Source organism: Paenibacillus sp. MAHUQ-45 (genome assembly GCF_058133325.1).
Genome location: NZ_JBYUPV010000016.1, coordinates 14,817 through 39,945 on the forward strand (window position 1 = coordinate 14,817; position 25,129 = coordinate 39,945).

The following is a 25,129-nucleotide window of genomic DNA, read 5'->3' on the forward strand; positions in this document are numbered from 1 at the left end:
TGCTTATCCTTTTCGGATCGGGCCTTTCGATTTCAATATCGCCGGGCGGCGTTTAAGCAACTGCAGGGGCAGCCGGATAATAAAATCCTTCCAGTCCTTTACATGAGAGGGTACTGCTAAGCCCAGATAAGGTACTCCAAAGCTCTTCAGCTTGATTAAATGGCTGCTCAGTAGCAGGAAGAACAAGATGACACCGTACATCCCGAACACCGCTGCGAAGAACATCGCTACGAAGCGTAGCAGTCGTAAGGTGATACCCGCACTGTACATCGGCATGGCGAAAGAAGAAATGGCTGTAACAGCAACGACGATAACGAGAATAGGACTGACAATTCCCGCCTCTACCGCGGCCTGGCCGATAATCAGACCTCCGACGATTCCCATTGCAGGGCCGATCGGCTTCGGTAGCCGTAAGCCAGCCTCCCGCAGGATTTCAATGGATACTTCCATGATCAGCGCCTCAATCAACGAGGGAAAAGGAACGCCCTGACGGGAACTGACAATGGATATCACCAGCTTGGTTGGAATTAGCCCTGGATGAAAAGAAAGAAAGGATATATACAGAGCCGGAGCGAAGAGTGAAACCATTGCCGCGAAGAAGCGCAATGCCCGCAGTAGAGACCCTGCTATCCAGCGGTCAAAATAATCTTCGGGCGATTGCAGCAGCATCCCAAACGTCACCGGCATAATCAGGGCAAATGGGGTCCCATCCAGCAGGATCGCAGCTCTCCCCTCCAGCATGGCAGCCATGACACGGTCAGGTCGTTCGGTATTCTGAATCTGTTGAAAGGGACTGAGAAAGTCGTCCTCGATCAGTTGTTCCACAAAACCCGACTCCTGAACATCATCAATATCTATCGTTAGAATTCTGCGTTTAATTTCCTCCACCAGTTCCTCATTCGCTATATCCCGGATATAGGTAAGGACAAGCTCCTTCTCCACCCTTTTGCCCACAGTAAAAGAAACCATCACCAGTTCGGTGTTCTGTCCATGCCTTCTCAGCATGGCCGTATTGTCACTGAGCGTCTCATTAAAGCCAATGCGCGAACCGCGCAAAAGCGCTTCGGATACCGGCTCTTCCCCGCCTCTTGTTCTGCCTTTGGGCGTGCCCAGCACGAACAATTCCTTCATGCCGTCCACCATCAGCACAGCAGAACCGAACAGTACCTTTTTTAGTGATTTTGCCGGATCAGTAGTGTACTCAATCTCCGAGACCAGAAGGATTCGTTCAACAATAATCCGCTTCAGTTCCCCTGCTTCGGGCGCCTCGTTCATCCCTTCAAAGGGTAGAACTGCATTCATCAATGGCCTCAAAATGTTGCGGTCCATGCTGTCCTTATCCGTCAAGCCATCCACGAAAAGCAGCACAGCCTTGATCTGCAGAGCTCCGATACGCAGCAACCTGATGTTCACATCCGCCATATCGCTACTAATCTTCTTGAACAACTGAAGGTCCTCATCTATATTGCCTGTATAGGAGTGGTATGGCGTCTCTTGTCCATCATTGTTGCCAGATTCACCACTGTCTTCCTTTCCCGCAATGAATGTAGTTTTGTTCGACTTCGTACCTTCTGCACCTTTTGTGCCTTTTATGGGGGTTACTCCACCATCCTTGTTTAAGGCTGCTTTAGCTTTCTGGCCCCGTTTGCTGACATCCCCCTCGGAGGTTCTGATCCAGTTCACTGTCTGTGTGATGACTATGGGGACAATCAGAAGAATAAGTCCCTGAAACAGGACGCTCCAACCAGGGAGCCATCCCGCAATCATATTCCACATGAATTACGACCTCCCACTTAACAGCTGTAGCCATATTTTTACCGAAGCAGGATTATTCATGCACACATGCAAAAAGAGCCCAGTCTGCGGGGGGTTCCGCAGCCGGACTCTTTCCAAGGTCGTACTATCTTATATCCATATGATAGCTATAGCCGGGCCGCCGCCCATAATCCACTCCGCAGAATCAATTGACGGAACGGCTCAACCGAGAAAGATGGCAGATGATGCCCAGGCATCAGGTAGACCACACGGCCTTGGCCGAATTCATGACACCAAGCCGCTTCTCTCATTGCGCCTTCATGGAGATAATGAGCCAGCACCGTCGTCTTGAAATGCGGCTGCATTTCAAAATAATACGGCTCGTCATCAATCGTGAAAGCTGCGATGCCCTGCACAATCGGATGCTCTGGCTGCGGGAATTCGATTTGGAGTGACGTATATTCCGGATGGTGGGTGAAATACCCGCCCAGCACCGTGCCGAGCTCCTGCGTGCGCTGCATGGAGATTCCGTTATGTACGACAAGGAGTCCTCCTCCTCCGGCGACAAAGGAAATCAGAGCTGCGGTTTGTTGTGGAGTAAGCGGCTCATCCGAAAATTCGGTATAGGAAATAATGAGTTCATAACCAGCCAGCGTTTCAGGATTCAATGTATCCAGGTCCTCCGTGCAATGTACCTCTACTTCATCTTTGAAAATATTCTCGAATTCACGATCCACATCCTTGAACGGGTGATATTTCACGTTAGAGTAGCTGCCCAGGGCAAGCGCTTTTATAGTAGTCATGTGTACACATCCTTAAGTTAGAATATTTACTCCTTAACTAGAGCCTACCAAGGCCAGTGATTTCCATCCAGATCCAGGTATGCAGGCTCTTCGCCCAAATACTGCTTATGATTCTGTACCAGCGCCATAATCTTGTAGGCCGACTCTTCTGGAGTCGTAGTCGCAAACTCATCGATCTTCCCACCCATATAGGTTTGAAGCCAGCCAGGATGGAAGATCATCACCTGTCCGCCCAGCTCCTTCAGATGATTATGCAGAAGAGAGGACTGCATATTGAGCGCCGACTTGGACATGCAGTATCCGTACATGTTGGTGCGCTTGTTGCGACCAACGCTGCCAGCCTCCGACGAAATGTTAACGATTAATTTCTGTTCGCTCTGGAGTAGCAGCCCCATCAGCGCATTGCTGACTCTCAGTGATCCTAGCGTATTGACATTATAGATTTTCTGCATCGCTTCAATGTCCATATCCACAAGCATCGAAGCATAATCAGAGGATTGAATAATACCTGCATTATTAATGATGATATCAACATGCCTTGTGCTGCTGGCAATCATCCTTGCCGCTCTCTTAACACTGTCGCTGTCTCCAATATCAAGCGGGACCAGTCTCAGCTGATCCGGGTATTGATCCTTAAGCGCTTTCAGAAAATCCGAATCTTCCAGGTATTGACCGGCAAATACCAGATATTGATTCTCTAGCAGCCAGCGGGTAAGAAACAGTCCAAGTCCCCGGTCCGCACCGGTAATACAAGCAACCTTATTCATTGCTTTGGTCACTCCCATTCGTGGTAATTATTTCATTAACCCCCTCACCTTAGCATGCAGTCATGGTTTTTTCAATACCCGCAGGGCCATTCGGTAAAGCGGCCATTACCAGCACGGATAATAATTTTTTTGCTTTAATTTTTAACTATGTTACAATCATGATTACAGGTTGCTAATCACCCTGATAATGCCTTAAATTTAAACAAAAAAACATACAGGAAGGTGATTCATTTGTCTATTCAACAACTGCATACACTGGATGATCTACAACAATATGTTGGGCAGCCAGGCAAGAAGCTGCTCTTCAAGCACAGCACAACCTGCCCGATCAGCGCCAAAGCGCATGAAGAATTCCAAGCCTTCCTTAAGGACTCGGACACTACGGCAGCCATCGTTCATGTTATTGAAGACCGCCCGGTATCCAATCAAATTGCTGAAGATTTCGGCATTAAGCATGAGTCTCCACAGCTCTTCCTGCTTGAAGACAGCGAAGTCCGCTGGAATACATCCCATTGGAAGATCACTAAAGACGCTATCAATGAGGCTGTAAACCAATGAGCGAACAAGTGATTGTCTATTCCACAACAGGCTGCAGCGACTGCAATCTGGTCAAACAATTCCTTACTGAACAAGGTGTTGCCTTTGAAGTAAGAGACATCATGACCAACACTGCTTATCAAGAAGAAGTTGAGAAACTGGGCTTCATGGGCATTCCAGTGACCGTATCCGGTAACCATGCAGTCAAAGGGTTCAACCACCAGGAACTAAAGTCCCTGATTGAATCATCTGCTAAATAATTCAATACATTAAGCAGTATGCTCTTTATACAAAAGGGGATCTCGCAAGCCGTCATCAGGCTGTGGAGATCCCCTTTCTATTTTACCGGACGAGAAGCTTCGGGCCTGTAATCGGCCGCAACCAGCACATCGACATGCCGGGCGGAACGCAGGATTTGTTTGGTCACATCGCCCCGCAGCCAGCGGCGAAGCCAGGAACGTTGGGACTGCCCGATAATGATCTGAGTGCTCTGAAGGGCTTGCGACCTCTCTAGCAGCAGCGCGGCCACGCGGCCCGGAGCCGTACTAGGTATAATTTTGAAAATACCCCCGAGACTTTCTGTCAATTCCTTGAGTTTACGGATGCGCTCCTCCTGAGCTGCGCTCACTTGCTTGAATTCCTGGACATACGTAACGTACCAGCAAGCCTTAAGTCTGTAAGCAATTCGGAAGCCGCGGCGGATGAGCCGCTCGGCCTGATGCCCGAGCGTGATGCAGACATAGATCGCTTCCTTGCGCCGCCAGGGCCCTCGCAGTGATCCGTCGCGCTCCCAGGCTTCCAGACGCTCATCTACATCGTCAGCAATCTCCCGCAGGGCCAGCTCCCGGAGTGCAATCAGGTTGCCGATTTTGAAGAAATTCCCCAGCGCCTGATCCACCTTGGCCATGTCATAAATTTTGCCCTCCTTCATCCGCTCTTGCAGTGCCTCGGGTGTTACATCAATCAGTTCAACCTCACTGGCCTGCTGCAAGATGCTGTCCGGCACGGTCTCCCTTACTCTGACACCGGTGATCTGCTCAATCGCATCATTCAAGCTTTCTAGATGCTGCACATTCACGGTCGAAATTACCGAAATCCCTGCATCCAGCAATTCTATTACGTCCATATACCGCTTTTTGTGCTTGCTTCCCGGTACGTTGGTATGCGCAAGTTCATCCACCAGTACCACCTCAGGGTTGCGGCGAATGATCGCTTCCGTATCCATTTCTTCCAACACCGTTCCCCGGTAATCCATTTGCAGGCGGGGAACGGTATCAAGATCGGCTACCTGTGCCAGCGTTTCCTTACGACCATGGGTTTCTAGTAGCCCAATGACGGCATCGATCCCTCTTTTCAGGAGGTCATTGCCCTCGCGCAGCATCTTGTAGGTCTTCCCAACCCCGGGAGCAGCGCCAATGTAGACCTTGAAGGTGCCCCGCCGAAAATCCTCTATTTTCTCCATCACTTCCTGATTGCTCAGTCTATGGTAAGCGTTCGTCTCCTGATCACTATCGCGGCTCTGCCGGGTTGGAAGCACCCGTTCTCCCTCTACTTCCGCACGATCTGCTACGAAGAATACATCCACATTACGAATCTGCTTCAACAGCGTGCCCGCGATCGACCCTTTCCAAAAGTCCTGCCACGCTGTCTGTTTGGAGTGACCCATAACGATTCGGGTGACCTTATGATCCGTCGCGTACTGCACCAGCAGAAGAGGGATTTCCCTCCTGGACCGGAAGGGGATCTCCTTTATCGAGGCACCGATTTTTTCTGCCAGCTTCCATAATGAGGTCTTAAAGGTAGCAGCATTAGAGGGCATCGTAAGTCCCTGCTTCCAGAACGACACTACTTCAAGCTCTGCGTTCAGTCGCTTGGCAATCTGCTGTCCACGGCGAATATGAATAGAGCCATTCCAGTAATACTGCGCGGAGACCAGCACTTTCTCAGCAATGCGGACCCTGCCCTGAAGTCCCTGCTCCTTCTGGTGCTTCTCCAGGGAGTCATTCACATCTTCGGCTACAAGGCGGAGCGCCAACTCACGCAGCTTGCCCAGGTTACCTTTATTGAACAGATGAGTGTTGGCTTCTCCGCCGACATGACCCTCGGACAAGCGCTGAAGAATCTTCTCTGGGGTCACATCCACCAGGACCAGCTCATCGGCCAAGGCAAGCACATTTACTGGAACAGAATGCTCCACCTTCATCCCCGTCCATTGCCGGGCCAGTTCCGCCGCTCCTTCCACTTCGTAGACATTCACTGTGGTAATGACACTGATGCCATGGCTCAGCAAATACTGGATGTCCTCAAGCCGACCTACCCGCTCGGCTCCCTCACGGTTCAGATGTGCTGCGCCATCCGTGAGCACAACCTCCGGATTGCGCTGCAAGATGGCTTCCATATCGAGATCCTTCTTCTCTATCCCCTTCTTGTGCCAGTGAATGCTGGGGATCCGCTCCAGATCACGGAGCTGATCCAGCGTTTCCGGGCTTTGGTGGGTGGAAACCGCACAGGTCACCACATCAATCCCCTGTGCTCTCAGCATCTGCCCCTCGCGCAGCATCTGGTACGTCTTGCCCGACCCGCTTGCCGGGCCGATGTAAATCTTCAGACGGCCGCGGTGCAATTCATATAAGGACAGCAGCAGTTCCTCTGGTGTTTTTCGCCGGTATGTTCCCATGCAGACCCTCTCCCTTGCATGGCTCATGCATCCCTGCCCGTTCACAGACGCCCCGTGCAGGGATGCTGACCTCTGACTTTATTCTATGGCTTCATCGCTTTTCTGCACATCCAGATTCAGTTCCAGTACATTCACACGCTCTTCGCCGAACAAGCCCAAATCGCGCCCTTGGGTATGCGCTGCTACAAGCCGCTCCAGCTCTGCAGCCGGAATTCCCGTCAGCTTGCTGATTCGTGGAATCTGCACAGCCGCCGCAGCCAGGGAGATATGGGGGTCAAGCCCTGATCCCGAGTTGGTCACTAGATCCACGGGCAGCTTATTCAAGGCAACATCGGGGTTGTCTTTCTGCCACTGCGCGATAAAATCCTTCGTACGCTTTAGCATATCTGGATTGGAAGGTCCATAGTTGTTAGAGCCAGAAGCCTCGGCTTTATACTCGATGCTAGATACCCGGCTGTGGAACAGACGCGGATCTGTAAAGTTCTGACCAATCAGTTTCGAGCCAACAACGTCACCAGCTTCATTTTTAAGTAGACTGCCATTAGCTTGGGAAGGCATGAGCACCTGGGCAATAGCTGTCGTAGCTAGTGGATAGACCACACCGCACAGAACAATGAAAACCAGAGCAAGCCGCACAACGATAAAAACATTAGCGTTTTTCATAACATCCTCATCCTCTTCCTGATATAATCAGCTGCTAGATCCACACACTTACAATCATATCAATCAGCTTAATGCCTACGAACGGTACAACCACGCCGCCAAAGCCATAGATAAAAAGGTTGCGGCCGAGTAGTCTGGACGAGCTCATCGGCTTGTAGGACACGCCCCGCATAGCGAGAGGAATCAACAGCGGAATGATGATCGCATTGAAAATCAGCGCAGAGATGATGGCCGAGCTTGGCGAGCCAAGTCCCATGACATTAAGAACCCCCATCTCCGGAATCGCCAGGGTGAACATGGCCGGAATAATAGCAAAATACTTGGCGATGTCGTTCGCGATACTAAATGTCGTCAACGCACCGCGCGTCATTAGCAACTGCTTCCCGATTGCGACCACCTCAATAATCTTCGAAGGATCTGAGTCCAGATCGACCATATTGGCCGCTTCCTTGGCGGCTGTAGTACCACTATTCATCGCCAGCCCAACATCTGCTTGAGCCAGTGCGGGTGCATCATTCGTACCGTCACCGGTCATAGCCACCAATTTACCTTGTGACTGTTCACGGCGAATGACTTCAATTTTATCCTCTGGGGTGCTTTCGGCAATGAAATCATCGACTCCCGCTTCGCGAGCAATGGTAGCAGCAGTCAGCGGATTATCACCGGTACACATAATCGTCTTGATTCCCATCTGCCGCAGCTCTTCGAACCGCTCCTTCATACCGGGCTTGACGGTATCCTTCAGATAGATGAGTCCATAGATGCGGTTGTCTACGGCAACTGCAAGCGGAGTACCTCCCAACCGGGCAATGTCATCAGAACGGCTATCCAGGTCACCCGGAATCTGTCCACCCTTTGACAATACCCATTTTTTCACGGAATCAACGGCTCCCTTACGCACACTGCGTCCGTCACGAAGGTCGATGCCACTCATCCGGGTCTCGGCCTTGAATTCCACAAATTCGCCGCCGTCTCCAAGACTGCTGTCATAGCTGCGTTCCAGCTTCTTGGCAAGTTCAATGACGGACCGCCCTTCAGGCGTCTCGTCCTTCAGAGAGCTTATCGCCGCCCAGGCCGTTAGATCGACTTCCGTCTCTTGGCCCACCGGCACAAATTCACTCGCCATCCGGTTCCCGAAGGTAATGGTTCCGGTCTTATCCAGGATCATCGTATTGATGTCTCCGGCAGCTTCCACCGCTTTCCCGGACATAGCGAGCACGTTGAACTGGGTGACCCGGTCCATACCCGCTATGCCGATCGCCGAGAGCAGTCCGCCGATTGTTGTCGGGATCAGGCAGACCAGCAGGGCAATCATGACCGGAATATCAAGCTCAATGTTCAAGTATCCCGCTATCGGCCGCAGGGTAACGACGACAATCAGAAAGATAATCGTCAGACTGATCAAGAGTGTGTTCAGCGCAATTTCGTTCGGCGTCTTCTGACGTTTGGCCCCTTCCACCAAGGAGATCATCCGGTCCAGAAACGATTCCCCCGGATCACTTGTAATCCGCACCTTAATCTCATCGCTCACGACACGTGTACCGCCGGTAACAGAACCAAAATCGCCGCCCGCTTCTTTGATGACAGGTGCTGACTCACCGGTAATGGCCGATTCATCTACTGAAGCCAGTCCCTCAATGACCTCACCGTCACCCGGGATAAGTTCCCCTTGGCTGACGACCACGATATCGCCTTTGCGCAGCTCAGAGGAAGAAACCGTCTTGGTCGCTGTTCCCACCAGTTTATTGGCCGTAATATCCTGTTTGGTCTTCTTCAGTGAATCTGCCTGGGCCTTTCCGCGGCCTTCAGCGAGGGCTTCTGCGAAGTTGGCGAACAGAACGGTAAACAGCAAAATGCAGAATACCGTAATGTTGAAGCCCATCGACTGCTCAGCATGAAAGTATCCGGGTACCAGCACCATAAACAGAACGATGATGGTACCGATCTCGACGACGAACATGACTGGATTCTTCATCAGCGTCACCGGGTTCAATTTCACAAAACTATCTTTTACAGCGCTGAGGAGTATCGGTCCGGTCAGCAGCTTTTTTCTTTTGGCAGTACTCATCTTGTTCTCCCTCTCTTTCAAAGCTTTGCCTAGCAAAGCTAGCTATGGACAGCCACTGCTTACCGCAAGGTCAAGTACTCAGCAATCGGGCCAAGCACAATGACTGGTAAAAAGGTCAACGCACCGATGATCAGAACCGTACCAATCAGGATGCCGGTGAACAAGCCATTATCTGTCCGGAAGGTTCCGGTCGTCTCTGGTACAGTGTTCTTGCGCAGCAGGGACCCGGCAACCGCCAGCATAGCGATCACAGAGACGTATCGGCCCAGCAGCATAACGATCCCGGTCGTTATATTCCAGAAGGAGGTATTGTCCACCAGTCCCTCAAATCCAGATCCATTATTCGCGGCCGAAGAGACATATTCATATAACACCTGGGTCAGGCCATGAAAGCCCGGATTGGTAATTGAGCCTTTGCCCAGCTCGGTCAGGAAGGCCCCCGCGGTCGGTACCAGGATTATGAGCGGGTGAATCAGGATCGCGATAGCGATTAGCTTCATCTCCCTGGCTTCGATCTTCCTTCCGAGGAATTCCGGAGTTCTGCCGACCATAAGTCCACTCAGGAAAACACCCATAATCGCATACATCAGCATATTAATCAGCCCGACACCCTTGCCGCCAAACACATTATTCAGCATCATGAGCGCCAGCGGTGTAATTCCGCCGAGCGGTGTCAGCGTGTCATGCATATTGTTAACACTGCCTGTGGTCGCCGCGGTTGTCACCGTAGTGAACAGGGAGGATTGCGGTATACCAAAACGAACCTCCTTGCCTTCCATACTGCCCTGCGAGGAATCGATACCGAAGGCGTTAATCGCCGGATTCCCACGGGTCTCAGCATAATAGTTCAGTCCCAGCAGCAGCACGAAGAGCGTCATCATCGCGGTAAAAATCACCCAGCCCTGACGTTTGTTTTTGGCAAACAAGCCATACGTATATGGCAGAGCCGCAGGCAGCATCCACATCGAGAGAATTTCCAGCACGTTCGTAAGCGGACTTGGATTCTCGAAAGGATGAGAGGAGTTGGCCCCGAAGAAGCCACCACCGTTCGTCCCAAGATGTTTGATCGATTCCAGCGAAGCCACAGGCCCTATCGCAATATGCTGCACCTGGCCCTCAAGTGTAGTGACCTCAAGCGTCGGCTTCAGCGTCTGCGGCACATGCAGGCCGACCAGAATCAGCGATACCAGCAATGCGAGAGGCAGAAAGATCCGCACATGTGCTTTTACAAAGTCTTCAAAAAAGTTCCCCACCAACTCCCGCCCCGTGATCCCTCTGACAAAAGCGATCGCCACAGAGAAGCCGCTGGCAGCAGAGGTGAACATCATCATCGTAATCACAGCCATTTGCGAGAAATACGACAGGCCGGTCTCTCCGCTGTAATGCTGCAGATTCGTGTTCGTCATAAAGCTGATGACCGTATTGAACGTAAGCGTCTGCTCCATATCTGCGATTCCATTCGGGTTAAGCGGCAGTCCCTGCTGCACCCGCAAAATGATATAACTGAAGGCTACCAGCACGATATTTGTTAAAATAAAGCTGAGCGCATATTTCTTCCAGGACATTCCTTCGCGCTTCTTCAGCCCAATGAGGCGATAGATGCCATTCTCTGTACGACCAAACCATTTATCCGTACGGTTAGGCTCACCTGAAAATACATGATATACATAGGTGCCCACTGGCTTCACCAGAAGCAGCAGGATTACGATCACAACGACCATTTGCAGAATGCCCATGAATGTCCCTCCTTAGCAAGGCTTCTATTTCTGTTCTTATTTCTCGCGTTAGATATAGCTAAAATTTCTCCGGGTTAATCAGCGCATAGACCAGATAGATGAACAGCAGCAAGGTCACAGCAATAATCACAATCACCGCTCATTCCCCCCTGCATCCTCGACTACACCTGAACACCATTGTACAAATCCATAGAACAAGCCGTACGTAACGGCCAGTGCGGCGATCATATACAGATCCAGCATCGTTTCCAGCCCCTTTTGTTATCCCTGATCACAGGAAGTTTGGTCCACTAAAAAAACGGCATCCCCGCTGTGGGAATAGATGACATAACTTGCGCCCAGTCTTGTATAGACCAATCTGGGGTTCAAGGAAGTGGTAATTACAAAGATGGGCTGTGTTGTCCAGGCCCGGCACATTTGGATGTAACGACAACACAGCGGGAAACTGCTCTCGAACAAATACACCTTGCCTACAGGAAAGGATGGACGAAACCACGTTTTCTGATGGCGAGTATCTACTAAAACAGTGTTCTCAACTCCCAATTCCTCTAAACGGGTCTTTTCCTCTTGATTGTTCGTTAGTCCAGCTACCTGAATGCCTCTGAATTTCAATATCTTGATAAAATGCTCGCCAGCCTTTGTAGGTGCGCATACCAGCACATATTCCATCTGATCCGCCATATCTCTTATCCCCTCCTGCTCTTGCACAACAACAAGGAGGCAACGAAAATCTCCGAAAGGAACGTGACCTATCGTCATTTTCGGGCACAGCCGTGTGTGGCTGTGTCACGTCACCAGACGCTGCCTTACAAGCGTTTTGCTTATAAAAGCACAGCAAAAAACCACAAAGGATCTCCTCTGTGGCTCGCTAACGGTCACATTGCACTCATCCTCTCTCCATACGCTTACGAGGTTAGCTGACGGATTCGGGCGGTGAGAGTCGCCCTACCCATACAGATGCATGACTAGCTGCATCCATACAGGATTCACCCCATAACCGGCTTCCGACTCTCACATCGGCTGCCGATTGTTGGTTCCCCCGCTTTCCTTGACGGAAATTAAGCGGATCAACTATTCGGTTGTGGTTGAAACAGATGTAATCATACTCTCATGCAGGAATTCTTGTAAAACGCCAAGGATGCCAAAATAATGCATAAAGAAAACCCTTTTCATATTGGGTAGCGTTTTCTTAATGTTCAATCTCTCTATTTCTCCTATTTTCACGTTTTTGTCACGATTATCGAATTTTTTATATATTTCGGGGTTGTTTTTCCCAAAAGCGCGGAACTCCAAGATTTTGACACGTCTTCCGCTCAAATACGAAAAGAGGGGCTTGAGGAAGATAAATGCCTCATAACGGCTAATAAACATGCTTTTAGTCCACTTTCTTTCCCTTGGTTGCCGGAATTCCGTGGATAGACGGTACTATGAAATAATTTCTCTTTTTACAAAAGGAAGTCGTGCGGCGTATGATTCGGATTACGATTACACATGTATCCGGGAACGACAACAGGTTCAGAACTGGAACGCCCAGCGCCTATTATTCCATTCTGTAAACCGTGAATAGAAATACAGCCCAGCTTACTGTTGGAACATCTCCTTACTTCTGAATTTGTACACCATATAAAGCATCAGCGGAAGGACTAGCGCACAGGTGAAATCCCAGAAGATATAATAGTCGACAATATAATCGAAATATACGGTATTGGTCGTGATCGCAAACGCCAAACCAAAGACGAGCATGCCGCCAGGAATCGACAACGGACGATAATCACGCAACTTGAAGAGCTGAGCGGTCCCGAGCAGGAAAGCATAGAAGTCCAGAATAGTCTTGAAAAATGTCGATAAAATCCAATTGATAGCCAGTATGGCCTCCACTCGCTGTAGAAAATTCCCCACGTTGATTTTTTGTGCGGCAGCATAGGTAGTATAGAGATAGCTGGAGGCCAGATTCGGTCCAATCACCAGCAGGGCCAGCAGAATAATAGAGCAGATAGCCATCCCTCCAAGGAAAACCCCGATCAAATAATCTCTTTCCGTAGTCTTGCTGGTAACTACATAGGGAAGAAACATCAGCACAGCATTCAGTTCACAGAACGTGAAGGTACTGCTGTATAATGAACCATGTGTAATGGCCCGAAGTCCCTCACCCATTATAGGTTGGAGTCTGGATAATTCGGCCTGGGGAAGCAGCAGAAAGAACAGGGCCAGAAACAAAAAGATATACAGTGGGAAAAAAGTCTCTCCCGACCGGGCAATAGCTTCCAGTCCACTCTTGGTCCCCCACACCAACGTAATGATCATCATGAAGTGAATCGCATTGATGGGCGTCTCCGTAAAAATCTGCGTAGTGAGAAAATCACCGGCTTCCCGAAGCAGCATCGCGGTAGTGACCAAATAGTAGTACAGGTAAAATAAAGAAATCAACCCCCCAATCCATCTCCCCAAGAGGCGCCGGTTGTATTGAATAATCGTCAGCTTGGGAAACAGGCGGCTGAACCGGTACAGAAACCAGGCAATCGGCCATCCGATCAAGAGGCCTATTCCTCCGGAGATCCATCCATCTTGTTTAGCCGCGGATATCGTGAGTGAGGGCAGAATCAACAACATATCGCCAATAATAAAGTAGATGACCAGCACAGCAAGTTGTCTGGAGCTGATTCTCCCATTTTCCATGCCTCAATCATCCTTTACCTGTAGAATGTACTCCATCCATCGATACAAAGGTTTGTAGATCAGCTCAGGAACCCGCATCGGACTAGGTGTCTGGATTCCTTTTAAAGCCACAATACTGACGATTGCCCCGGCAACCAGCATGACTATGAAAATTAATGTTTCACGCGCCCAGCCTTTCTTAATCAAGGGAGGGAGCTCGAAAGCAGCGATGGCAAGGGAACAAAAACCGACGACAATGGTCGTAAGAGTCATGTCTATTTCTCCTTCATCCGGCGCTCAATCGAATTAGCAATCATGCCAGTGTTACGAATATGAGCATCCACCTTGTACACCACTTTTAGATGGGGGAATTCATCATCCCACTGTGACTCTAACTTCTTCCACAGCTTGGGGTAGGCATTATAAATCACCTGTCCAAAACCGAAAACATCGACTTTATAACGGCGCTGGACTGCTTCAACCGATTGCCTCATCAAATCCTCAAGATCCTGTTCTCCAGCAACTTGCAGCTGTTCTAGCACCATTGGATCATTGATGTTCAGACTGCACTCCAATTCCCCGATGTTGCTTTCCACTTTGGCGCTGATCTCAATGACAGGTTTACCCGCCTCCAGGCGGCTTTTCATTTCCGTGTGTGAACGGATAATTTCAAGACTGATATACTTGCCATCCGGACATTTCAAATGCCCTGCTGTGCTGCTAACCGTGTTCCTAATATAGTTATAGCCTTTACCTTCATCTTTGGTCATCCATCCAATCAGCTTGTCATTGCGGAAGACTGCCATGCCTGAATACCCCAGTTTTACCGGATGATCGATAAGTCTCATATCCTCAGATTTAGTATCCCTACTGTCATTCTCCAAAAGGGAAATCCCTGGCAGCACAGGACTCATTCCCGTAGTCATGAGTTGGTCAATCAACGTGTCAACAGTCACCGCAGCTACCGGTGCCCAAACCTTGTTTGAAGTATCCAGTGAGTAGAATAACGCCTCCGCGGGGATTTTCTCCAGCGGTGTCAGGACTTTCAGAATATTTTCCGCAGAGGCATCCCTAGCGATTAATACATAATAATCCGGTCTTGTCTCCGGATTACGCACCAGAATATCTATCACTTTGGCAATGCCGTCCCGAGCCACCTCCTCACTTAGAACCAGTGTCCTGATGTGGGCAGTATAGATCTTTCGGGGGCTCGTTTCTGTCAGCTTGCGGAAGGCCTCAAAGAGGGTCGGTGCCACCGTCTTATAAACCGCCACCGGAGTATTTTGCTTACCTGTACGGCCATTCACCTGATCCGGTATAACCACCTGTACGGTCAATTGGTACTGATCATTAGATTTATCGATTGCGATGCCCGACACAATGCCTAGTTCATTCAATTCCCGGCGGCTCCAGCACCCTGTCAACAGCACAAGGATCATTACTGCCGCTAAAATCCCCCCTGTAATACGCTTCATGGATGCACCTCAACGATAGCTATTTATTTGCGTGATTGCCGCACCAGGTTCTTGCGATTGTACATCTTCGGCCGTTTGCGCATAGCTGGCCAAGGCAACCGGAACAGCGAGTCTTTCTGAGCATCCAGATTAAACGGAGCCAGCGGACTCAGATAAGGAACGCCAAAGGAACGGAGCGTATTCAGGTGCAGCACCAGGATAATAACCCCCACCAGAATCCCGAATAGCCCAAATGAAGCAGCCAGCCCCATTAATACGAACCGGATCATTCGCACAGAAATGGACATTGTATTCGCCGGAATGACATAACTCGAAATCGCCGTAATAGACACGATAATGACCATCGCCGCGGAGATAATACCCGCTTCTACCGCAGATTGCCCAATGACGAGTGTGCCGACAATGGATACGGCCTGACCCACCGTTCTTGGCATCCGTATACCGGCTTCCCGCAGAATTTCATAGACGATCTCCATCATTAGCGCCTCAATAAAAGCCGGAAAGGGGACACCTTCCCGCTGCGCGGCCAGATTCAGCAGTAGATTCGTGGGCAACATCTCCTGATGAAAGGTTGTAATAGCGATGTAGAATGACGGGGCGAGCAAGACAATCAGAAACGACATAAAGCGAATCATCCGAATCAGGGTGCTAATGTCGGAGCGCTGATAGTAGTCTTCCGGTGTCTGCAAGAAATGAACAAAGAGTGCTGGAACGAGCAGGACAAACGGCGTACCATCTATGATTATCGCTACTTTCCCCTCCAGTATTCCCGCCACGATCGTATCGGGGCGCTCACTGTTGTATACCGTAGGGAATGGAGTGGCGGTCTTGTCCTGAATAAATTCCTCGATATAGCCGCTCTCCAGAATACCGTCGATATCGATAGCATCCAGTCGGTTACGTACTTCCTGAAGAATTTGCCCGCTCACAATATTTTTCTGATACATAATAGCGACACTGGTCTTGGTTATTGTGCCAATCGGATGGATTTCAAGCCATAACTGCGGGTCCTTGATCCTCCGGCGGATCAGTGAGATATTAGTTTGAATATTCTCGGTAAAAGCATCCATCGGTCCACGAATGCTCGGCTGGGAGGTCGGTTCGCCCACGGTCCGGTCTTCGCGTCCGGTCACCCCGATGCGGAGCCCTTCCGCATATCCGTCGAGCAAAAGAATGGCATCTCCTGACAAGAGATGTGTGAACAGCGTGTCTATCCCATTGAGATAGCTAATGTCACCCACGGTAAGGGCTTTTTCCTTCAAATAGATCAGCGGGGCGTCCCTGAAGGATGACTCCTGCTCCGGTTTTAACGCCCCCAGATTCGTCAGCGATTTCAGCACAGCTGTCTGGATCATCGTGCGATCAGCCAGACCGTTCATGTATAGCAAGGCCACTCCCCAATGGTCAGCCAACACCATCTCTCGAACAATTAGATCCGGACTGTCCCCCAATGCTTCCCGTATCGAGCGAATATTGTTGTGCAGATCAGCGTCCAGCAATTTCCCGGAATCCGATACCAGTTGCATGGAAGCCACCTCTCATTTAGCAAAATTAGGTTGCCCTTATTGTGACCCGCGTGGCAAGGGAGTATACGTCAATGCATGGGATGATCCGATAGTAGAGGCTTTTAGGGTAAAAAAAACGGAGCCACATTATAGTAGGCTCCGGATCGTACTATTCATATCCATTCAGCAAATATCATTATTGTTTCTCTTTCTGACGCAACTTTCCGTACTGATACAGCCCATATACCGCGCCCACTGCACCCAAAATTCCCATTCCGATCTTGAATCCCAGCCGCAGCCCGGAATCTCCGGGGTCCATCTGAACACTTAAAAAACAGAGCATGGAGGAAAAGAACAGGAACGTACCGATCTGGTATTTCTCTTCATTGGTCTTCTGAACGTTTTTTGCATTCATTATCATCAATCCCCTTTCGGATATGGGTGAAACCAAATCAAATTTTGTAAGCTTTCATTGCTTTTCTGATTTCCTTAATGCTAGGACGCTTACCGTACATCAGGACACCGGTGCGGTAGATCTTCGCGGCCAGCCAGCCAAAGAAGAACGTCGTGACCAGGAGAATTGCCAGCGAGACGATAATTTCCCACAATGCTATACTCCCCACACCAATTCGCAGCAACAGCGTCAATGGAGAGGTGAACGGTACAAAGCTCGCTACCTTGACTAGCAGGGTATCAGGACTAGCGATGCTGAACAACGGGATGTAGAAAGCTGCAAAGCCCAGCATCATAATCGGCATAACCGCCTGACCAAGATCCTCAGTACGGCTGACAATGGAACCAACAGCTGCGTACATTAAGGCGAAGAGGAAGTAGCCTAGAATATACAAGATGATGCCATATGTCAGTAAACCAACATTAAACTGACTGAAATTTAAATCAAAGTCGCTCATAATTGTCGCATTATGCGGCAGTTTCAGATTGGCGGCAATTGCCGCGGCGATAATTACAATTTGCGTTAATCCAACCAGGAAAATCCCGATAACCTTTCCGAACATCTGCGCCAATGGTGAAGCGCTTGTGATCAGAATCTCCATAATACGAGAGCTTTTTTCCGAGGTAACTTCTGCGGCAATCATATTGCCTGTCATCATGATAGACATAAAGAACAGGATTAAAAGCACATATACTATCACGTAATTGATAGCGGGATGGGATGGTTCCGCTTCTACCTCACCTGTAGTGCTAATCTGCTTGGTTCCAATCGCTACCGGCGTATTCATCGCGCTGATCTGCTCTGGCGTCAGTTTATCTCCGGCGATAAGCTGTGCGTTAACCTGCTGCAATGCCCCTTGCAGATAGGACTGCACTTCCCCTTTCAGCTTGCCATCACGGCTGAAGTAAGTTACTTCTTGCAGACCTGAAGCGGATGCTGTTCCCAGAGAGAGGTAACCCTGCACCTTCTCATCGTCCAGCGCTTTTTTTAGCTCCGGATCATCACTAGCAGCATAAGAATTCAGTGTAATTTTCGGAATCCCTGCCGGAGGATTATAAGCCTTAAGCAGTTCTGCTGCCGGATTTCCGCCCTCGGCTACGAGTCCAATCACTGCGGCGCTTCCTGCCGTACCACTAGCGCTATCATCACCCTTGAACAATTTAATCATGTACGGGATATTCATCCCGATACTGAGCAGCAATACGATAATCAACGTAGTAATCATGAATGATTTCGTTCTTACTTTATTCCTAAAGGTAAAGCCGATAATTGTCCCCATCTTATTCATTGGATTCACCCACCGCCCGGATAAAGATTTGGTTTAATGTCGGTTCCTTGATTTCAAAATGCTCTACTTCGCCCTGCCCGATGGCCTGCTGCAAAATACGCTGTGCGGCGTCAATCTCGCTGATCGTTAGCAGATAACCCCGTTCCTGCCGTTTCACAGCCGTTACGCCTGCAATAGACTCCAGACCGGAAACTTCACCAGGGGTGCGAAGCAGCACTTGCTCGCGTGGATAACCCTTCTTGATCTCACGGATCTCACCTTGCACCACGGTATTGGAGCGATCGAGAATGGTGATATTGCGACAAAGCTCTTCAACATGCTCCATTCGGTGTGTGGAGAACAGGATACTCGTACCTTGATCACGTAATTCCTTAACGGTATCTTTGAGCAGTTCGACATTTACAGGGTCCAGGCCACTGAAAGCCTCATCGAGAATGAGGATTTGAGGTTTATGGACAACCGCAGCGATAAAGCCCATCTTTTGCTGATTTCCTTTGGAAAGCTCTTCAATCTTCTTGTTGTAATATTCAGGGACTTCGAAGCGGTCCAGCCAGTAGCGTAGGCTCTTGTCGGCCTCACTCCTTGACATACCACGAAGCTGGGCGAGATAAGTAATCTGGTCACTAACCTTCACCTTTGGATACAATCCACGCTCCTCCGGCAGATAGCCCATGATGCGCTGAAGCTCACTGTTAAATGATTTTCCATTGTAGAGAATCTTGCCTTCATCGGGATAAATCAGGCCCAGCACCATACGCATGGTTGTTGTCTTGCCCGCACCATTGGCGCCAAGCAATCCATAAATTTCCCCTTCACTTACCTTCAGGCTAATTTGATTTACAGCGGTTTTCTCTCCATACTGCTTCACTACTTGCTCCAGCTTCAAAGCTTCCATTTTCAGTCCCCTTTCTTGTCATCAACCAGAATTGGACGATATCCCTGTGTCCATAAGCCCAAAATCTCATCCAACTCCAGCACGCGGTTCTTAAGTACCTTTACGCCCATATGGTGCAAGCGTTCCTCGATTTGCTCAAATTGTCCGGTAATGAACGAGGCCACCCCTTTGGCATCCATTGCATGATTCAGTGTTCCTGGCAGCTCGGCAGACAGTTCCGCAAGTTCCTCTGCATCCGCCACGTTCACCCATACCTCGCTCCAAGCCCCAAACAGGCTATCTTTATCTGCCATGCCTAGCAGTTGGCCTCTGTGCATAAGCACAATATAATCGGCCAGCCTTCTTACCTCATCGACAATGTGAGTGGAGATCAGGATCGTCGCGTTATGCTGATCCATATATTTGCGCAAGGCCTCTATCATAGCTTTCCAGGCAAAAGGGTCCAGTCCGGAAGAAGGCTCATCGAGCAATAGCAACTGAGGCTTTGCAGCCAGAACTGCAGCAATCTCGAACTTACGGCGCTCCCCCTTGGACATTTTGCCCAGCTTGATATTCCGTGGAACCTCAAAGGTATTCATCAGTTCCTGAAAGTAAAGCTGATCCCACTGTGGGTACCAGTGACTGCGGAAGGCTGCGGCCTCCTCGGCACTCCAGTGATTCTCTTCGGTTAGTGAGTTCTCTGGCACATAAGCTATAGTCTGGCGCACCTCCAGCGGTATACCTTCGCTATGGGTTTTGTCGAACCAGAGAATTTCACCCTCCTCGGGATGCGTCAGTTGGAGGAGCATTTGCAGCAAAGTGCTTTTACCGGAGCCATTTTGACCGACAAGCGCGATGATATGTCCCTGCGGCAGGCCCAGATTAAGCGGTCCAATCGTTTTATTGCGCCTTTTTTTGCTTACATTTCGCAGCTCAATTGCCAATTGTGCCATTTCAGTCCTTCCACCTTTCATTCCTGACTTTTATATTTACGCTCCACGATTTCCTTAAACAGCTCGACAAGCTCTTCCCTCGTGCATTGGACCGAATGCGCAACATCCACCGCGGTCTCCAGCGCTTTTGTCACAGCATCCCGCTTATAATTCTCTCTCGCACCTTCCCCGACATTAGAGACGAAGGTACCTGTACCCTGCCGCGTCCGCAGCAGCCCTTCATTTTCCAAGTCCTGATAGACCCTGCGAACAGTAATGACACTACATTTCAAATCTCCGGCAAATTCACGTATCGAGGGAAGCAATGTTCCCTCTGCGATCACCCCGCTAATAATCAGCGACCTTAGCTGTGTCTCTATCTGGTGATACAGCGGCTCTGCGCTGTTCTCATCAATTTGCACCGGTATCCACACGATTTACACCCCGCTTTTCATTCCGGCAAGCCGAAATGCTTCCTTGCAATTTTAGCCTTTTCATATGAAGTTCCGCCTTTTCAGCCGGTGTAGCGTCCATTTAGAGATTACCTGTAGGGCGACCAACCCCACCAGCAGCATCACCCACATCACCGGAGATAACAAGCCCCATTCCTTCGAGCTTTCTATGGTAAAGATGAATAAATTGCCACCCGATATCCTGATGATCACCGCTGTCGCCAGCGAGAGGCCCATGATGAGCATGGTTAGCCAGCTGTAGGCTTTTCCACTGAACAAGAACTCAATGTAGATATACACGCTTGCAATCATCAAACCATAACCAATCCAGGTAAAGGCGAAGGAAAGATATTGAATCCAGTTCAAGTTCGCTTGAACATGTTCACCAAAGGCGTAGATAAGTCCGAAGAACAGGATGCCATTCATGCCGAAGGACAGGAAGGACTGGATCTTTCTTTTGTTCACAATAACCTCCAGCGGGATAGGGAGACTCTTCAGATACATGAGCATCTTGGTGTAGGAATCCTCGCTCCAATATTTCATGGATCTGCGGGAATATGTGAATCCTAGTATCGGAACTAAAGTCAGCAGTATGAAATCTGATATGACATTCCGATCCCTCCCACCCAGCGAGTCATTCAGAACCAGTGTTGCCAAACCGCCCAGATATCCCATAAAAAGAAGCGAAAATGCTACCGGGAACAAGATCTTTAACTTAGCCCCACGAAAATCGCCCCGGATAATGAACCAAGACTGCTTAAATGTCCTCATAAACAGTTACCTCGCTTTAGCATCTCAATTTGAAGAGCAATGAGTTATGCACTGTGTTGCCTGTGCTTACTGTATATATCTATATACACAGTATATGTCCTTTATTTTCCATCGTCAACCTTTATTTCTAAATAATTTACAGCCCATCCTCCTGACCATATAAAAAACCGGACACTCCCATGTCCGGTTCGCACCTTTATTATTTGATAAATCTGAATTGTTAAAGTCTACGGTTGTTATATGATGTGACAAATTTAGACAAAAAATCGAATAATTCTCTTATAATTACTATACAGTAATATACAAATGACCTATAATACTTACATAGTATCATTTGTATGCATAAATGCGAAACAGACCTATATTTGGCACTAAAAATGTCGCATAAGCCATATTGTACGACTTTTTTTCTGCTGTATTTGTTTTGTTTTCGTACAGTTGGCACACTTACTACTGATCAGGTGAGGGGTTGCCAAGAGGTTGAGGAGGGAGAATAAGTTGGGGGAATTAGCCGCACTAGTCAAAAAGGTGCAAATTGCTCTAACAGAAGAGGCCCATGTGAGCATTTGGATGAATTCTTTGCGGGACAAACATCCGGAAACGCACAGGCATTCCATTAGAGTAGCCATGATGGCAGAGGAACTAGCGGGCTCCATGCAACTAATAGAGAAAGAGAAAAACATTCTGATAAGAGGATGCTTTCTGCATGACATCGGCAAGTCTCTTATTCCCGTGGAGATTCTTGACCAGCAAGAACCCTTAACGGAGGAACAGTGGAATGTCTTGAAGCTGCACCCGTTGCTCGGAGCCGAGCTTGCCAAGGATTTCCCCGGTATAGACAGCAGTGTGACCGACGTAATTCGGTATCACCATGAACGATGGGATGGCAAGGGTTACCCCTACGGACTGAAAGGTGAGGACATCCCCTTTCTTGCTCGGGTCTGTTCGGTTATTGATGCCTATGACGCCATGCAATCCTTTCGCCCTTATCGGGAACGAACCTCCATCCAACAGGCTAAGGATGAACTCCGCGCTCACGCCGGAACACAGTTTGACAGTCAGATCGTAGATCAGTTCCTGCTACTCACAGATCTGCAATTGACTGTATAGCTAGGACCATTCAGTAGGAGAGCGGTCTCATAAAGAGTGTACATAATCTCTGCCTGATAAAAAACAGGCCTGGGGCTGCATGCTTCCGGGCAGGAAACATACAAATCCGCTAGGCCTGTTCCGCTGGCGTCTATGCGCCCATAATGACTTCCCATACCGGCTTCGTATGACCGCCCGGATACAGCATGTACAGCAGTACATACACCGTTACGCCCGTAATGGCGGTAATGAACCAGATTACTGATGTTACTCTTCCCCATTTGCGATGCTTGGCATACTTCGCCTTGAACCCCAGCGTAAGCGTAGTTAACCCGAATACGGCAGCCACAGTGGCGAGCACAATATGGAAGATCAGAAACACTTGATAAATGGTCTTCAGTTCGTCCGGTCCACCCCATGAGGTGTTTCCCACAAACAGCGTTCTTGATACATACACGATAAAGAACAGCAGAGCAGCGACAGCGGCAGCAATCATTGTGTTCTTGTGCGCCTCGCGTTTGCCCTTAATGATGAGTCCCCAGCCAATCGCCACCAGCACCGCACTAATTACGATGAACGATGTACTGATCGTTGGAAACAACGTAAAAATATCCATGATTATCCTCCTTGGCAATGCCAGCTATGCACGGTTCAAACGGCCCCTTCCAGCTTGGAGGAGGTCTCGGATGTTTCCCCATCGTCTTTCCCGTTCTCTTTTTTATACCAATGATAGAACACATAAGCAAGCATAGAGGCAAAAATAAATTCCTGAATGAACTTCATGGCAATGCCGCCTACCTGCTGATCCACCTTAGGCGACAGCCATCCGAAGAACGTTGGACCCCCAAATGCCTTCAAGAGCGTAGCAGAATCACCGGATACACAGTAGCCCATAGCCTTGGCCCAAGCATCAGGATCACTGTACGTGGCATAGAGCGGCTGGTCCGCAAAAATAATCAGTCCACAAGCCGGCGTCAAGAGCACCATATTAAGAAAGATAAAGCCGATTTTTCCGAGTCCCGAGGCCATCTTGTGTTCCGGTAATGGGTTAATCAAGGTCCACCACATCAAGGCAGCTGTCAGAAAGAGAATTATATAATAGAGACGGTGAACCGTAAAATGCAGCATCACATAGTCGTGAATCACCGGCACGTGGTACAGCGAGAATAATCCGTTGAACAGCAGCGCCGCCACCACCGGATGCGCCAGAAACGACAGCCCCCGCAAAGGGTTGACCTTCAGGGCAGCCCGCCAAATCCAGACGGGAATCCCTAGCATGATCAGGGGAACTGCAACCAGATAAGACAAAGCCATACTTAACATATGAAAAGAAAACATGATATGCCCCAGTAAGCTAACCGGTCCTCCCTGAGCCAAGTACAGCGCCACCATCCCGCATACAAACAGTGTTCTACGGAAGAAGGATACCGGCGCAGCACCCGGAAACCGTGACGACAGCGGTCCAATCAACACAAAATAGGCTGCTGTAACCAGCAGCATCCCCGCCAAAAACAACGGGCTCCATAAATCAGCAAAGCTAAAATACTGTAATCCTAGCATCTCTTATTTATGCCTCCTTGGCAGGGAAAGCGGGTATAAGGTAATCGTTCGCGTGTCCATAATGCCAAAAAGAGGGGGCATGAACTGCCCGCCTCTTCCGCAACTTCCCTTTAGTCCCACCATACCCAGTAGAGTGACATGATAATACAAGTACCCGCTACAAAAAAACCACCGATCATGAACAGGATGGGCAGCATATGCCCTTTGTCCTTCAAGTGCATCCAGTACCCCATCTGCACAAACACTTGCAGCACTGCCATTATCAACAGGAGAATCACCGCAAACGCCGGATTGACCCCTCCTGCAGCCACTGCTGCGAAAGCAATCAAGGTCAGTACAATCGAGAAGATGAATACCACAATATGCTTTTGTGGCCCTTCATGCCGGTAGCGGTGCTTGACTCCGCCTTGCGGTGTATGTTGATCTGTCGTCATGAGCTAGCCCACCTTTCCGAGCAGATATACCACTGTGAAGATGAATACCCAGACCACGTCGATAAAGTGCCAGTACATGGCGGATACATAAATCTTCGGCGCAGTGATCACATTCAGTCCCTTGCGAGCCAGTTGAGCAATCAAAATTCCGATCCAGACAATCCCAAAGGCAACGTGTGCACCGTGGAACCCAACCAAGGTATAGAAGGCAGAACTGAATGCGCTCGTGGTCATTCCGAACTTTTCATGTCTAACGTATTCGCTGAACTCATAAATTTCCAACCCCAAAAAACCGAGTCCCAGCAAGACGGTCAGCAGTAGCCAGTTCCGCAGCACAGCCGGACGATTCCGGTGCATCGCCTGAATGGCGAATACACTCGTCAGACTGCTCACTAGCAGGATGAACGTGGCCGCTGCAACCAGTGGCAGATGAAACAGCTCATTCGCCGTCGGGCCTTCATTGGTCTGATTGCGCAGGGCCAGGAAGGTGGCGAACAAGGTACCGAAGAGTACCGCTTCCCCGCCCAGGAATAACCAGAAGGCGAGCACTTTATTGCGTCCCTCCAGGGTCGCTTTTTCCGGTTCGTGCGGAAGCGTGCCGTTAGCCGCCTCTGCGTGTGCCGTTGTCATACCA

The 25,129-nt window shown here is 49.5% G+C and carries 27 protein-coding genes and 1 riboswitch; of the genes, 3 read left to right on the forward strand and 24 right to left on the reverse strand.

All coding sequences use genetic code 11. From position 1 onward, the window contains the following. Positions 1-3: 3 nt before the first annotated feature. The 3 genes from AC3Y23_RS25745 to AC3Y23_RS25755 form a co-directional block, all read right to left on the reverse strand. Positions 4-1,776 carry a spore germination protein gene (locus AC3Y23_RS25745; protein WP_379204518.1) on the reverse strand — a complete coding sequence of 591 codons (1,773 nt, stop codon included), beginning with the start codon at positions 1,774-1,776 and terminating at the stop codon, positions 4-6. A gap of 146 nt (positions 1,777-1,922) precedes the next feature. Further along, positions 1,923-2,558 carry a ThuA domain-containing protein gene (locus AC3Y23_RS25750; protein WP_379204520.1) on the reverse strand — a complete coding sequence of 212 codons (636 nt, stop codon included), beginning with the start codon at positions 2,556-2,558 and terminating at the stop codon, positions 1,923-1,925. A gap of 44 nt (positions 2,559-2,602) precedes the next feature. Beyond that, positions 2,603-3,325: an SDR family NAD(P)-dependent oxidoreductase gene (locus tag AC3Y23_RS25755; protein WP_379204522.1), complete on the reverse strand. Its 723-nt coding sequence runs from the start codon at positions 3,323-3,325 to the stop codon at positions 2,603-2,605. Between the two features lie 231 nt (positions 3,326-3,556). Here AC3Y23_RS25755 and ytxJ point away from each other — a divergent pair, with 231 nt between their 5' ends. Continuing rightward, a complete protein-coding gene (ytxJ, locus tag AC3Y23_RS25760; protein ID WP_379204524.1) occupies positions 3,557-3,883 on the forward strand; it encodes a bacillithiol system redox-active protein YtxJ in 327 nt (108 codons plus the stop codon). Beyond that, a complete protein-coding gene (locus tag AC3Y23_RS25765) occupies positions 3,880-4,122 on the forward strand; it encodes a glutaredoxin family protein (RefSeq protein ID WP_379204527.1) in 243 nt (80 codons plus the stop codon). Before ytxJ ends, AC3Y23_RS25765 begins: the two co-directional genes overlap by 4 nt. Before the next feature lie 77 nt (positions 4,123-4,199). Here the strand turns inward: AC3Y23_RS25765 and AC3Y23_RS25770 are convergent, their stop codons facing one another. The 17 genes from AC3Y23_RS25770 to AC3Y23_RS25850 form a co-directional block, all read right to left on the reverse strand. After that, positions 4,200-6,539 carry a universal stress protein gene (locus tag AC3Y23_RS25770; RefSeq protein WP_379204529.1) on the reverse strand — a complete coding sequence of 780 codons (2,340 nt, stop codon included), beginning with the start codon at positions 6,537-6,539 and terminating at the stop codon, positions 4,200-4,202. Positions 6,540-6,617: 78 nt separating this feature from the next. Continuing rightward, positions 6,618-7,202 (reverse strand): potassium-transporting ATPase subunit KdpC, encoded by a 585-nt coding sequence (kdpC, locus tag AC3Y23_RS25775; RefSeq protein ID WP_379204531.1) that lies wholly within the window; start codon positions 7,200-7,202, stop codon positions 6,618-6,620. Between the two features lie 34 nt (positions 7,203-7,236). Then, complete coding sequence (gene kdpB, locus AC3Y23_RS25780; RefSeq protein WP_379204534.1) at positions 7,237-9,270, reverse strand: potassium-transporting ATPase subunit KdpB; 2,034 nt, start codon at positions 9,268-9,270, stop codon at positions 7,237-7,239. Positions 9,271-9,329: 59 nt separating this feature from the next. After that, positions 9,330-11,006 (reverse strand): potassium-transporting ATPase subunit KdpA, encoded by a 1,677-nt coding sequence (gene kdpA / locus AC3Y23_RS25785; protein WP_379204536.1) that lies wholly within the window; start codon positions 11,004-11,006, stop codon positions 9,330-9,332. 58 nt (positions 11,007-11,064) lie between these two features. After that, entirely contained in the window at positions 11,065-11,142 is a 78-nt protein-coding gene (gene kdpF, locus AC3Y23_RS25790) for a K(+)-transporting ATPase subunit F (protein WP_379204670.1), read from the reverse strand. Positions 11,143-11,267: 125 nt separating this feature from the next. Beyond that, entirely contained in the window at positions 11,268-11,687 is a 420-nt protein-coding gene (locus AC3Y23_RS25795) for a hypothetical protein (RefSeq protein ID WP_379204538.1), read from the reverse strand. Positions 11,688-11,892: 205 nt separating this feature from the next. Beyond that, a riboswitch (cyclic di-AMP (ydaO/yuaA leader) is annotated at positions 11,893-12,081 on the reverse strand. Next, positions 12,078-12,377 (reverse strand): hypothetical protein, encoded by a 300-nt coding sequence (locus tag AC3Y23_RS25800; RefSeq protein WP_379204540.1) that lies wholly within the window; start codon positions 12,375-12,377, stop codon positions 12,078-12,080. (Overlaps the previous riboswitch by 4 nt.) A gap of 210 nt (positions 12,378-12,587) precedes the next feature. Beyond that, positions 12,588-13,682, reverse strand: coding sequence for a GerAB/ArcD/ProY family transporter (locus tag AC3Y23_RS25805; RefSeq protein ID WP_379204543.1), 1,095 nt, complete (start codon positions 13,680-13,682; stop codon positions 12,588-12,590). Between the two features lie 3 nt (positions 13,683-13,685). Continuing rightward, positions 13,686-13,934 carry a hypothetical protein gene (locus AC3Y23_RS25810; RefSeq protein WP_379204545.1) on the reverse strand — a complete coding sequence of 83 codons (249 nt, stop codon included), beginning with the start codon at positions 13,932-13,934 and terminating at the stop codon, positions 13,686-13,688. Positions 13,935-13,936: 2 nt separating this feature from the next. Then, on the reverse strand, positions 13,937-15,136 hold the full coding sequence (locus AC3Y23_RS25815; RefSeq protein ID WP_379204547.1) for a Ger(x)C family spore germination protein: 1,200 nt from the start codon (positions 15,134-15,136) through the stop codon (positions 13,937-13,939). Between the two features lie 23 nt (positions 15,137-15,159). Then, positions 15,160-16,662: a spore germination protein gene (locus AC3Y23_RS25820; protein WP_379204550.1), complete on the reverse strand. Its 1,503-nt coding sequence runs from the start codon at positions 16,660-16,662 to the stop codon at positions 15,160-15,162. Between the two features lie 175 nt (positions 16,663-16,837). Beyond that, complete coding sequence (locus AC3Y23_RS25825; RefSeq protein WP_379204552.1) at positions 16,838-17,056, reverse strand: hypothetical protein; 219 nt, start codon at positions 17,054-17,056, stop codon at positions 16,838-16,840. 37 nt (positions 17,057-17,093) lie between these two features. After that, on the reverse strand, positions 17,094-18,383 hold the full coding sequence (locus AC3Y23_RS25830) for an ABC transporter permease (RefSeq protein ID WP_379204554.1): 1,290 nt from the start codon (positions 18,381-18,383) through the stop codon (positions 17,094-17,096). Continuing rightward, positions 18,376-19,278, reverse strand: a complete 903-nt coding sequence (locus AC3Y23_RS25835) for an ABC transporter ATP-binding protein (RefSeq protein WP_379204556.1) — start codon at positions 19,276-19,278, stop codon at positions 18,376-18,378. The genes AC3Y23_RS25830 and AC3Y23_RS25835 overlap by 8 nt, the downstream gene beginning before the upstream one ends. A gap of 2 nt (positions 19,279-19,280) precedes the next feature. Then, a complete protein-coding gene (locus AC3Y23_RS25840) occupies positions 19,281-20,210 on the reverse strand; it encodes an ATP-binding cassette domain-containing protein (protein WP_379204558.1) in 930 nt (309 codons plus the stop codon). 17 nt (positions 20,211-20,227) lie between these two features. Continuing rightward, positions 20,228-20,623 (reverse strand): GntR family transcriptional regulator, encoded by a 396-nt coding sequence (locus AC3Y23_RS25845; RefSeq protein WP_379204560.1) that lies wholly within the window; start codon positions 20,621-20,623, stop codon positions 20,228-20,230. A gap of 60 nt (positions 20,624-20,683) precedes the next feature. Beyond that, complete coding sequence (locus AC3Y23_RS25850; RefSeq protein ID WP_379204562.1) at positions 20,684-21,412, reverse strand: ABC-2 transporter permease; 729 nt, start codon at positions 21,410-21,412, stop codon at positions 20,684-20,686. Positions 21,413-21,910: 498 nt separating this feature from the next. Here AC3Y23_RS25850 and AC3Y23_RS25855 point away from each other — a divergent pair, with 498 nt between their 5' ends. Beyond that, a complete protein-coding gene (locus AC3Y23_RS25855; protein ID WP_379204564.1) occupies positions 21,911-22,522 on the forward strand; it encodes an HD-GYP domain-containing protein in 612 nt (203 codons plus the stop codon). A 130-nt stretch (positions 22,523-22,652) separates the two neighbouring features. Here AC3Y23_RS25855 and AC3Y23_RS25860 read toward each other — a convergent pair whose 3' ends face one another. From AC3Y23_RS25860 to AC3Y23_RS25875, 4 genes are all read right to left on the reverse strand, one after another. Beyond that, positions 22,653-23,117 (reverse strand): DUF420 domain-containing protein, encoded by a 465-nt coding sequence (locus AC3Y23_RS25860; protein WP_379204566.1) that lies wholly within the window; start codon positions 23,115-23,117, stop codon positions 22,653-22,655. 35 nt (positions 23,118-23,152) lie between these two features. Next, positions 23,153-24,061, reverse strand: a complete 909-nt coding sequence (ctaG, locus tag AC3Y23_RS25865) for a cytochrome c oxidase assembly factor CtaG (protein ID WP_379204568.1) — start codon at positions 24,059-24,061, stop codon at positions 23,153-23,155. Positions 24,062-24,171: 110 nt separating this feature from the next. Then, positions 24,172-24,495 carry a cytochrome C oxidase subunit IV family protein gene (locus AC3Y23_RS25870; protein WP_379204570.1) on the reverse strand — a complete coding sequence of 108 codons (324 nt, stop codon included), beginning with the start codon at positions 24,493-24,495 and terminating at the stop codon, positions 24,172-24,174. A 3-nt stretch (positions 24,496-24,498) separates the two neighbouring features. Beyond that, on the reverse strand, positions 24,499-25,125 hold the full coding sequence (locus AC3Y23_RS25875) for a cytochrome c oxidase subunit 3 (protein ID WP_379204572.1): 627 nt from the start codon (positions 25,123-25,125) through the stop codon (positions 24,499-24,501). Positions 25,126-25,129 lie beyond the last annotated feature (4 nt).

Coding starts and splice junctions, on each gene's coding strand:
- AC3Y23_RS25745 (WP_379204518.1), bottom strand. CDS start 1,776: ATGTGGAATATGATTGCGGGATGGCTCCCTGGTTGGAGCGTCCTGTTT.
- AC3Y23_RS25750 (WP_379204520.1), bottom strand. CDS start 2,558: ATGACTACTATAAAAGCGCTTGCCCTGGGCAGCTACTCTAACGTGAAA.
- AC3Y23_RS25755 (WP_379204522.1), bottom strand. CDS start 3,325: ATGAATAAGGTTGCTTGTATTACCGGTGCGGACCGGGGACTTGGACTG.
- AC3Y23_RS25765 (WP_379204527.1), top strand. CDS start 3,880: ATGAGCGAACAAGTGATTGTCTATTCCACAACAGGCTGCAGCGACTGC.
- AC3Y23_RS25770 (WP_379204529.1), bottom strand. CDS start 6,539: ATGGGAACATACCGGCGAAAAACACCAGAGGAACTGCTGCTGTCCTTA.
- kdpC (WP_379204531.1), bottom strand. CDS start 7,202: ATGAAAAACGCTAATGTTTTTATCGTTGTGCGGCTTGCTCTGGTTTTC.
- kdpB (WP_379204534.1), bottom strand. CDS start 9,270: ATGAGTACTGCCAAAAGAAAAAAGCTGCTGACCGGACCGATACTCCTC.
- kdpA (WP_379204536.1), bottom strand. CDS start 11,006: ATGGGCATTCTGCAAATGGTCGTTGTGATCGTAATCCTGCTGCTTCTG.
- AC3Y23_RS25795 (WP_379204538.1), bottom strand. CDS start 11,687: ATGGCGGATCAGATGGAATATGTGCTGGTATGCGCACCTACAAAGGCT.
- AC3Y23_RS25800 (WP_379204540.1), bottom strand. CDS start 12,377: ATGTTTATTAGCCGTTATGAGGCATTTATCTTCCTCAAGCCCCTCTTT.
- AC3Y23_RS25805 (WP_379204543.1), bottom strand. CDS start 13,682: ATGGAAAATGGGAGAATCAGCTCCAGACAACTTGCTGTGCTGGTCATC.
- AC3Y23_RS25810 (WP_379204545.1), bottom strand. CDS start 13,934: ATGACTCTTACGACCATTGTCGTCGGTTTTTGTTCCCTTGCCATCGCT.
- AC3Y23_RS25815 (WP_379204547.1), bottom strand. CDS start 15,136: ATGAAGCGTATTACAGGGGGGATTTTAGCGGCAGTAATGATCCTTGTG.
- AC3Y23_RS25820 (WP_379204550.1), bottom strand. CDS start 16,662: ATGCAACTGGTATCGGATTCCGGGAAATTGCTGGACGCTGATCTGCAC.
- AC3Y23_RS25825 (WP_379204552.1), bottom strand. CDS start 17,056: ATGAATGCAAAAAACGTTCAGAAGACCAATGAAGAGAAATACCAGATC.
- AC3Y23_RS25830 (WP_379204554.1), bottom strand. CDS start 18,383: ATGAATAAGATGGGGACAATTATCGGCTTTACCTTTAGGAATAAAGTA.
- AC3Y23_RS25835 (WP_379204556.1), bottom strand. CDS start 19,278: ATGGAAGCTTTGAAGCTGGAGCAAGTAGTGAAGCAGTATGGAGAGAAA.
- AC3Y23_RS25840 (WP_379204558.1), bottom strand. CDS start 20,210: ATGGCACAATTGGCAATTGAGCTGCGAAATGTAAGCAAAAAAAGGCGC.
- AC3Y23_RS25850 (WP_379204562.1), bottom strand. CDS start 21,412: ATGAGGACATTTAAGCAGTCTTGGTTCATTATCCGGGGCGATTTTCGT.
- AC3Y23_RS25860 (WP_379204566.1), bottom strand. CDS start 23,117: ATGGATATTTTTACGTTGTTTCCAACGATCAGTACATCGTTCATCGTA.
- ctaG (WP_379204568.1), bottom strand. CDS start 24,061: ATGCTAGGATTACAGTATTTTAGCTTTGCTGATTTATGGAGCCCGTTG.
- AC3Y23_RS25870 (WP_379204570.1), bottom strand. CDS start 24,495: ATGACGACAGATCAACATACACCGCAAGGCGGAGTCAAGCACCGCTAC.
- AC3Y23_RS25875 (WP_379204572.1), bottom strand. CDS start 25,125: ATGACAACGGCACACGCAGAGGCGGCTAACGGCACGCTTCCGCACGAA.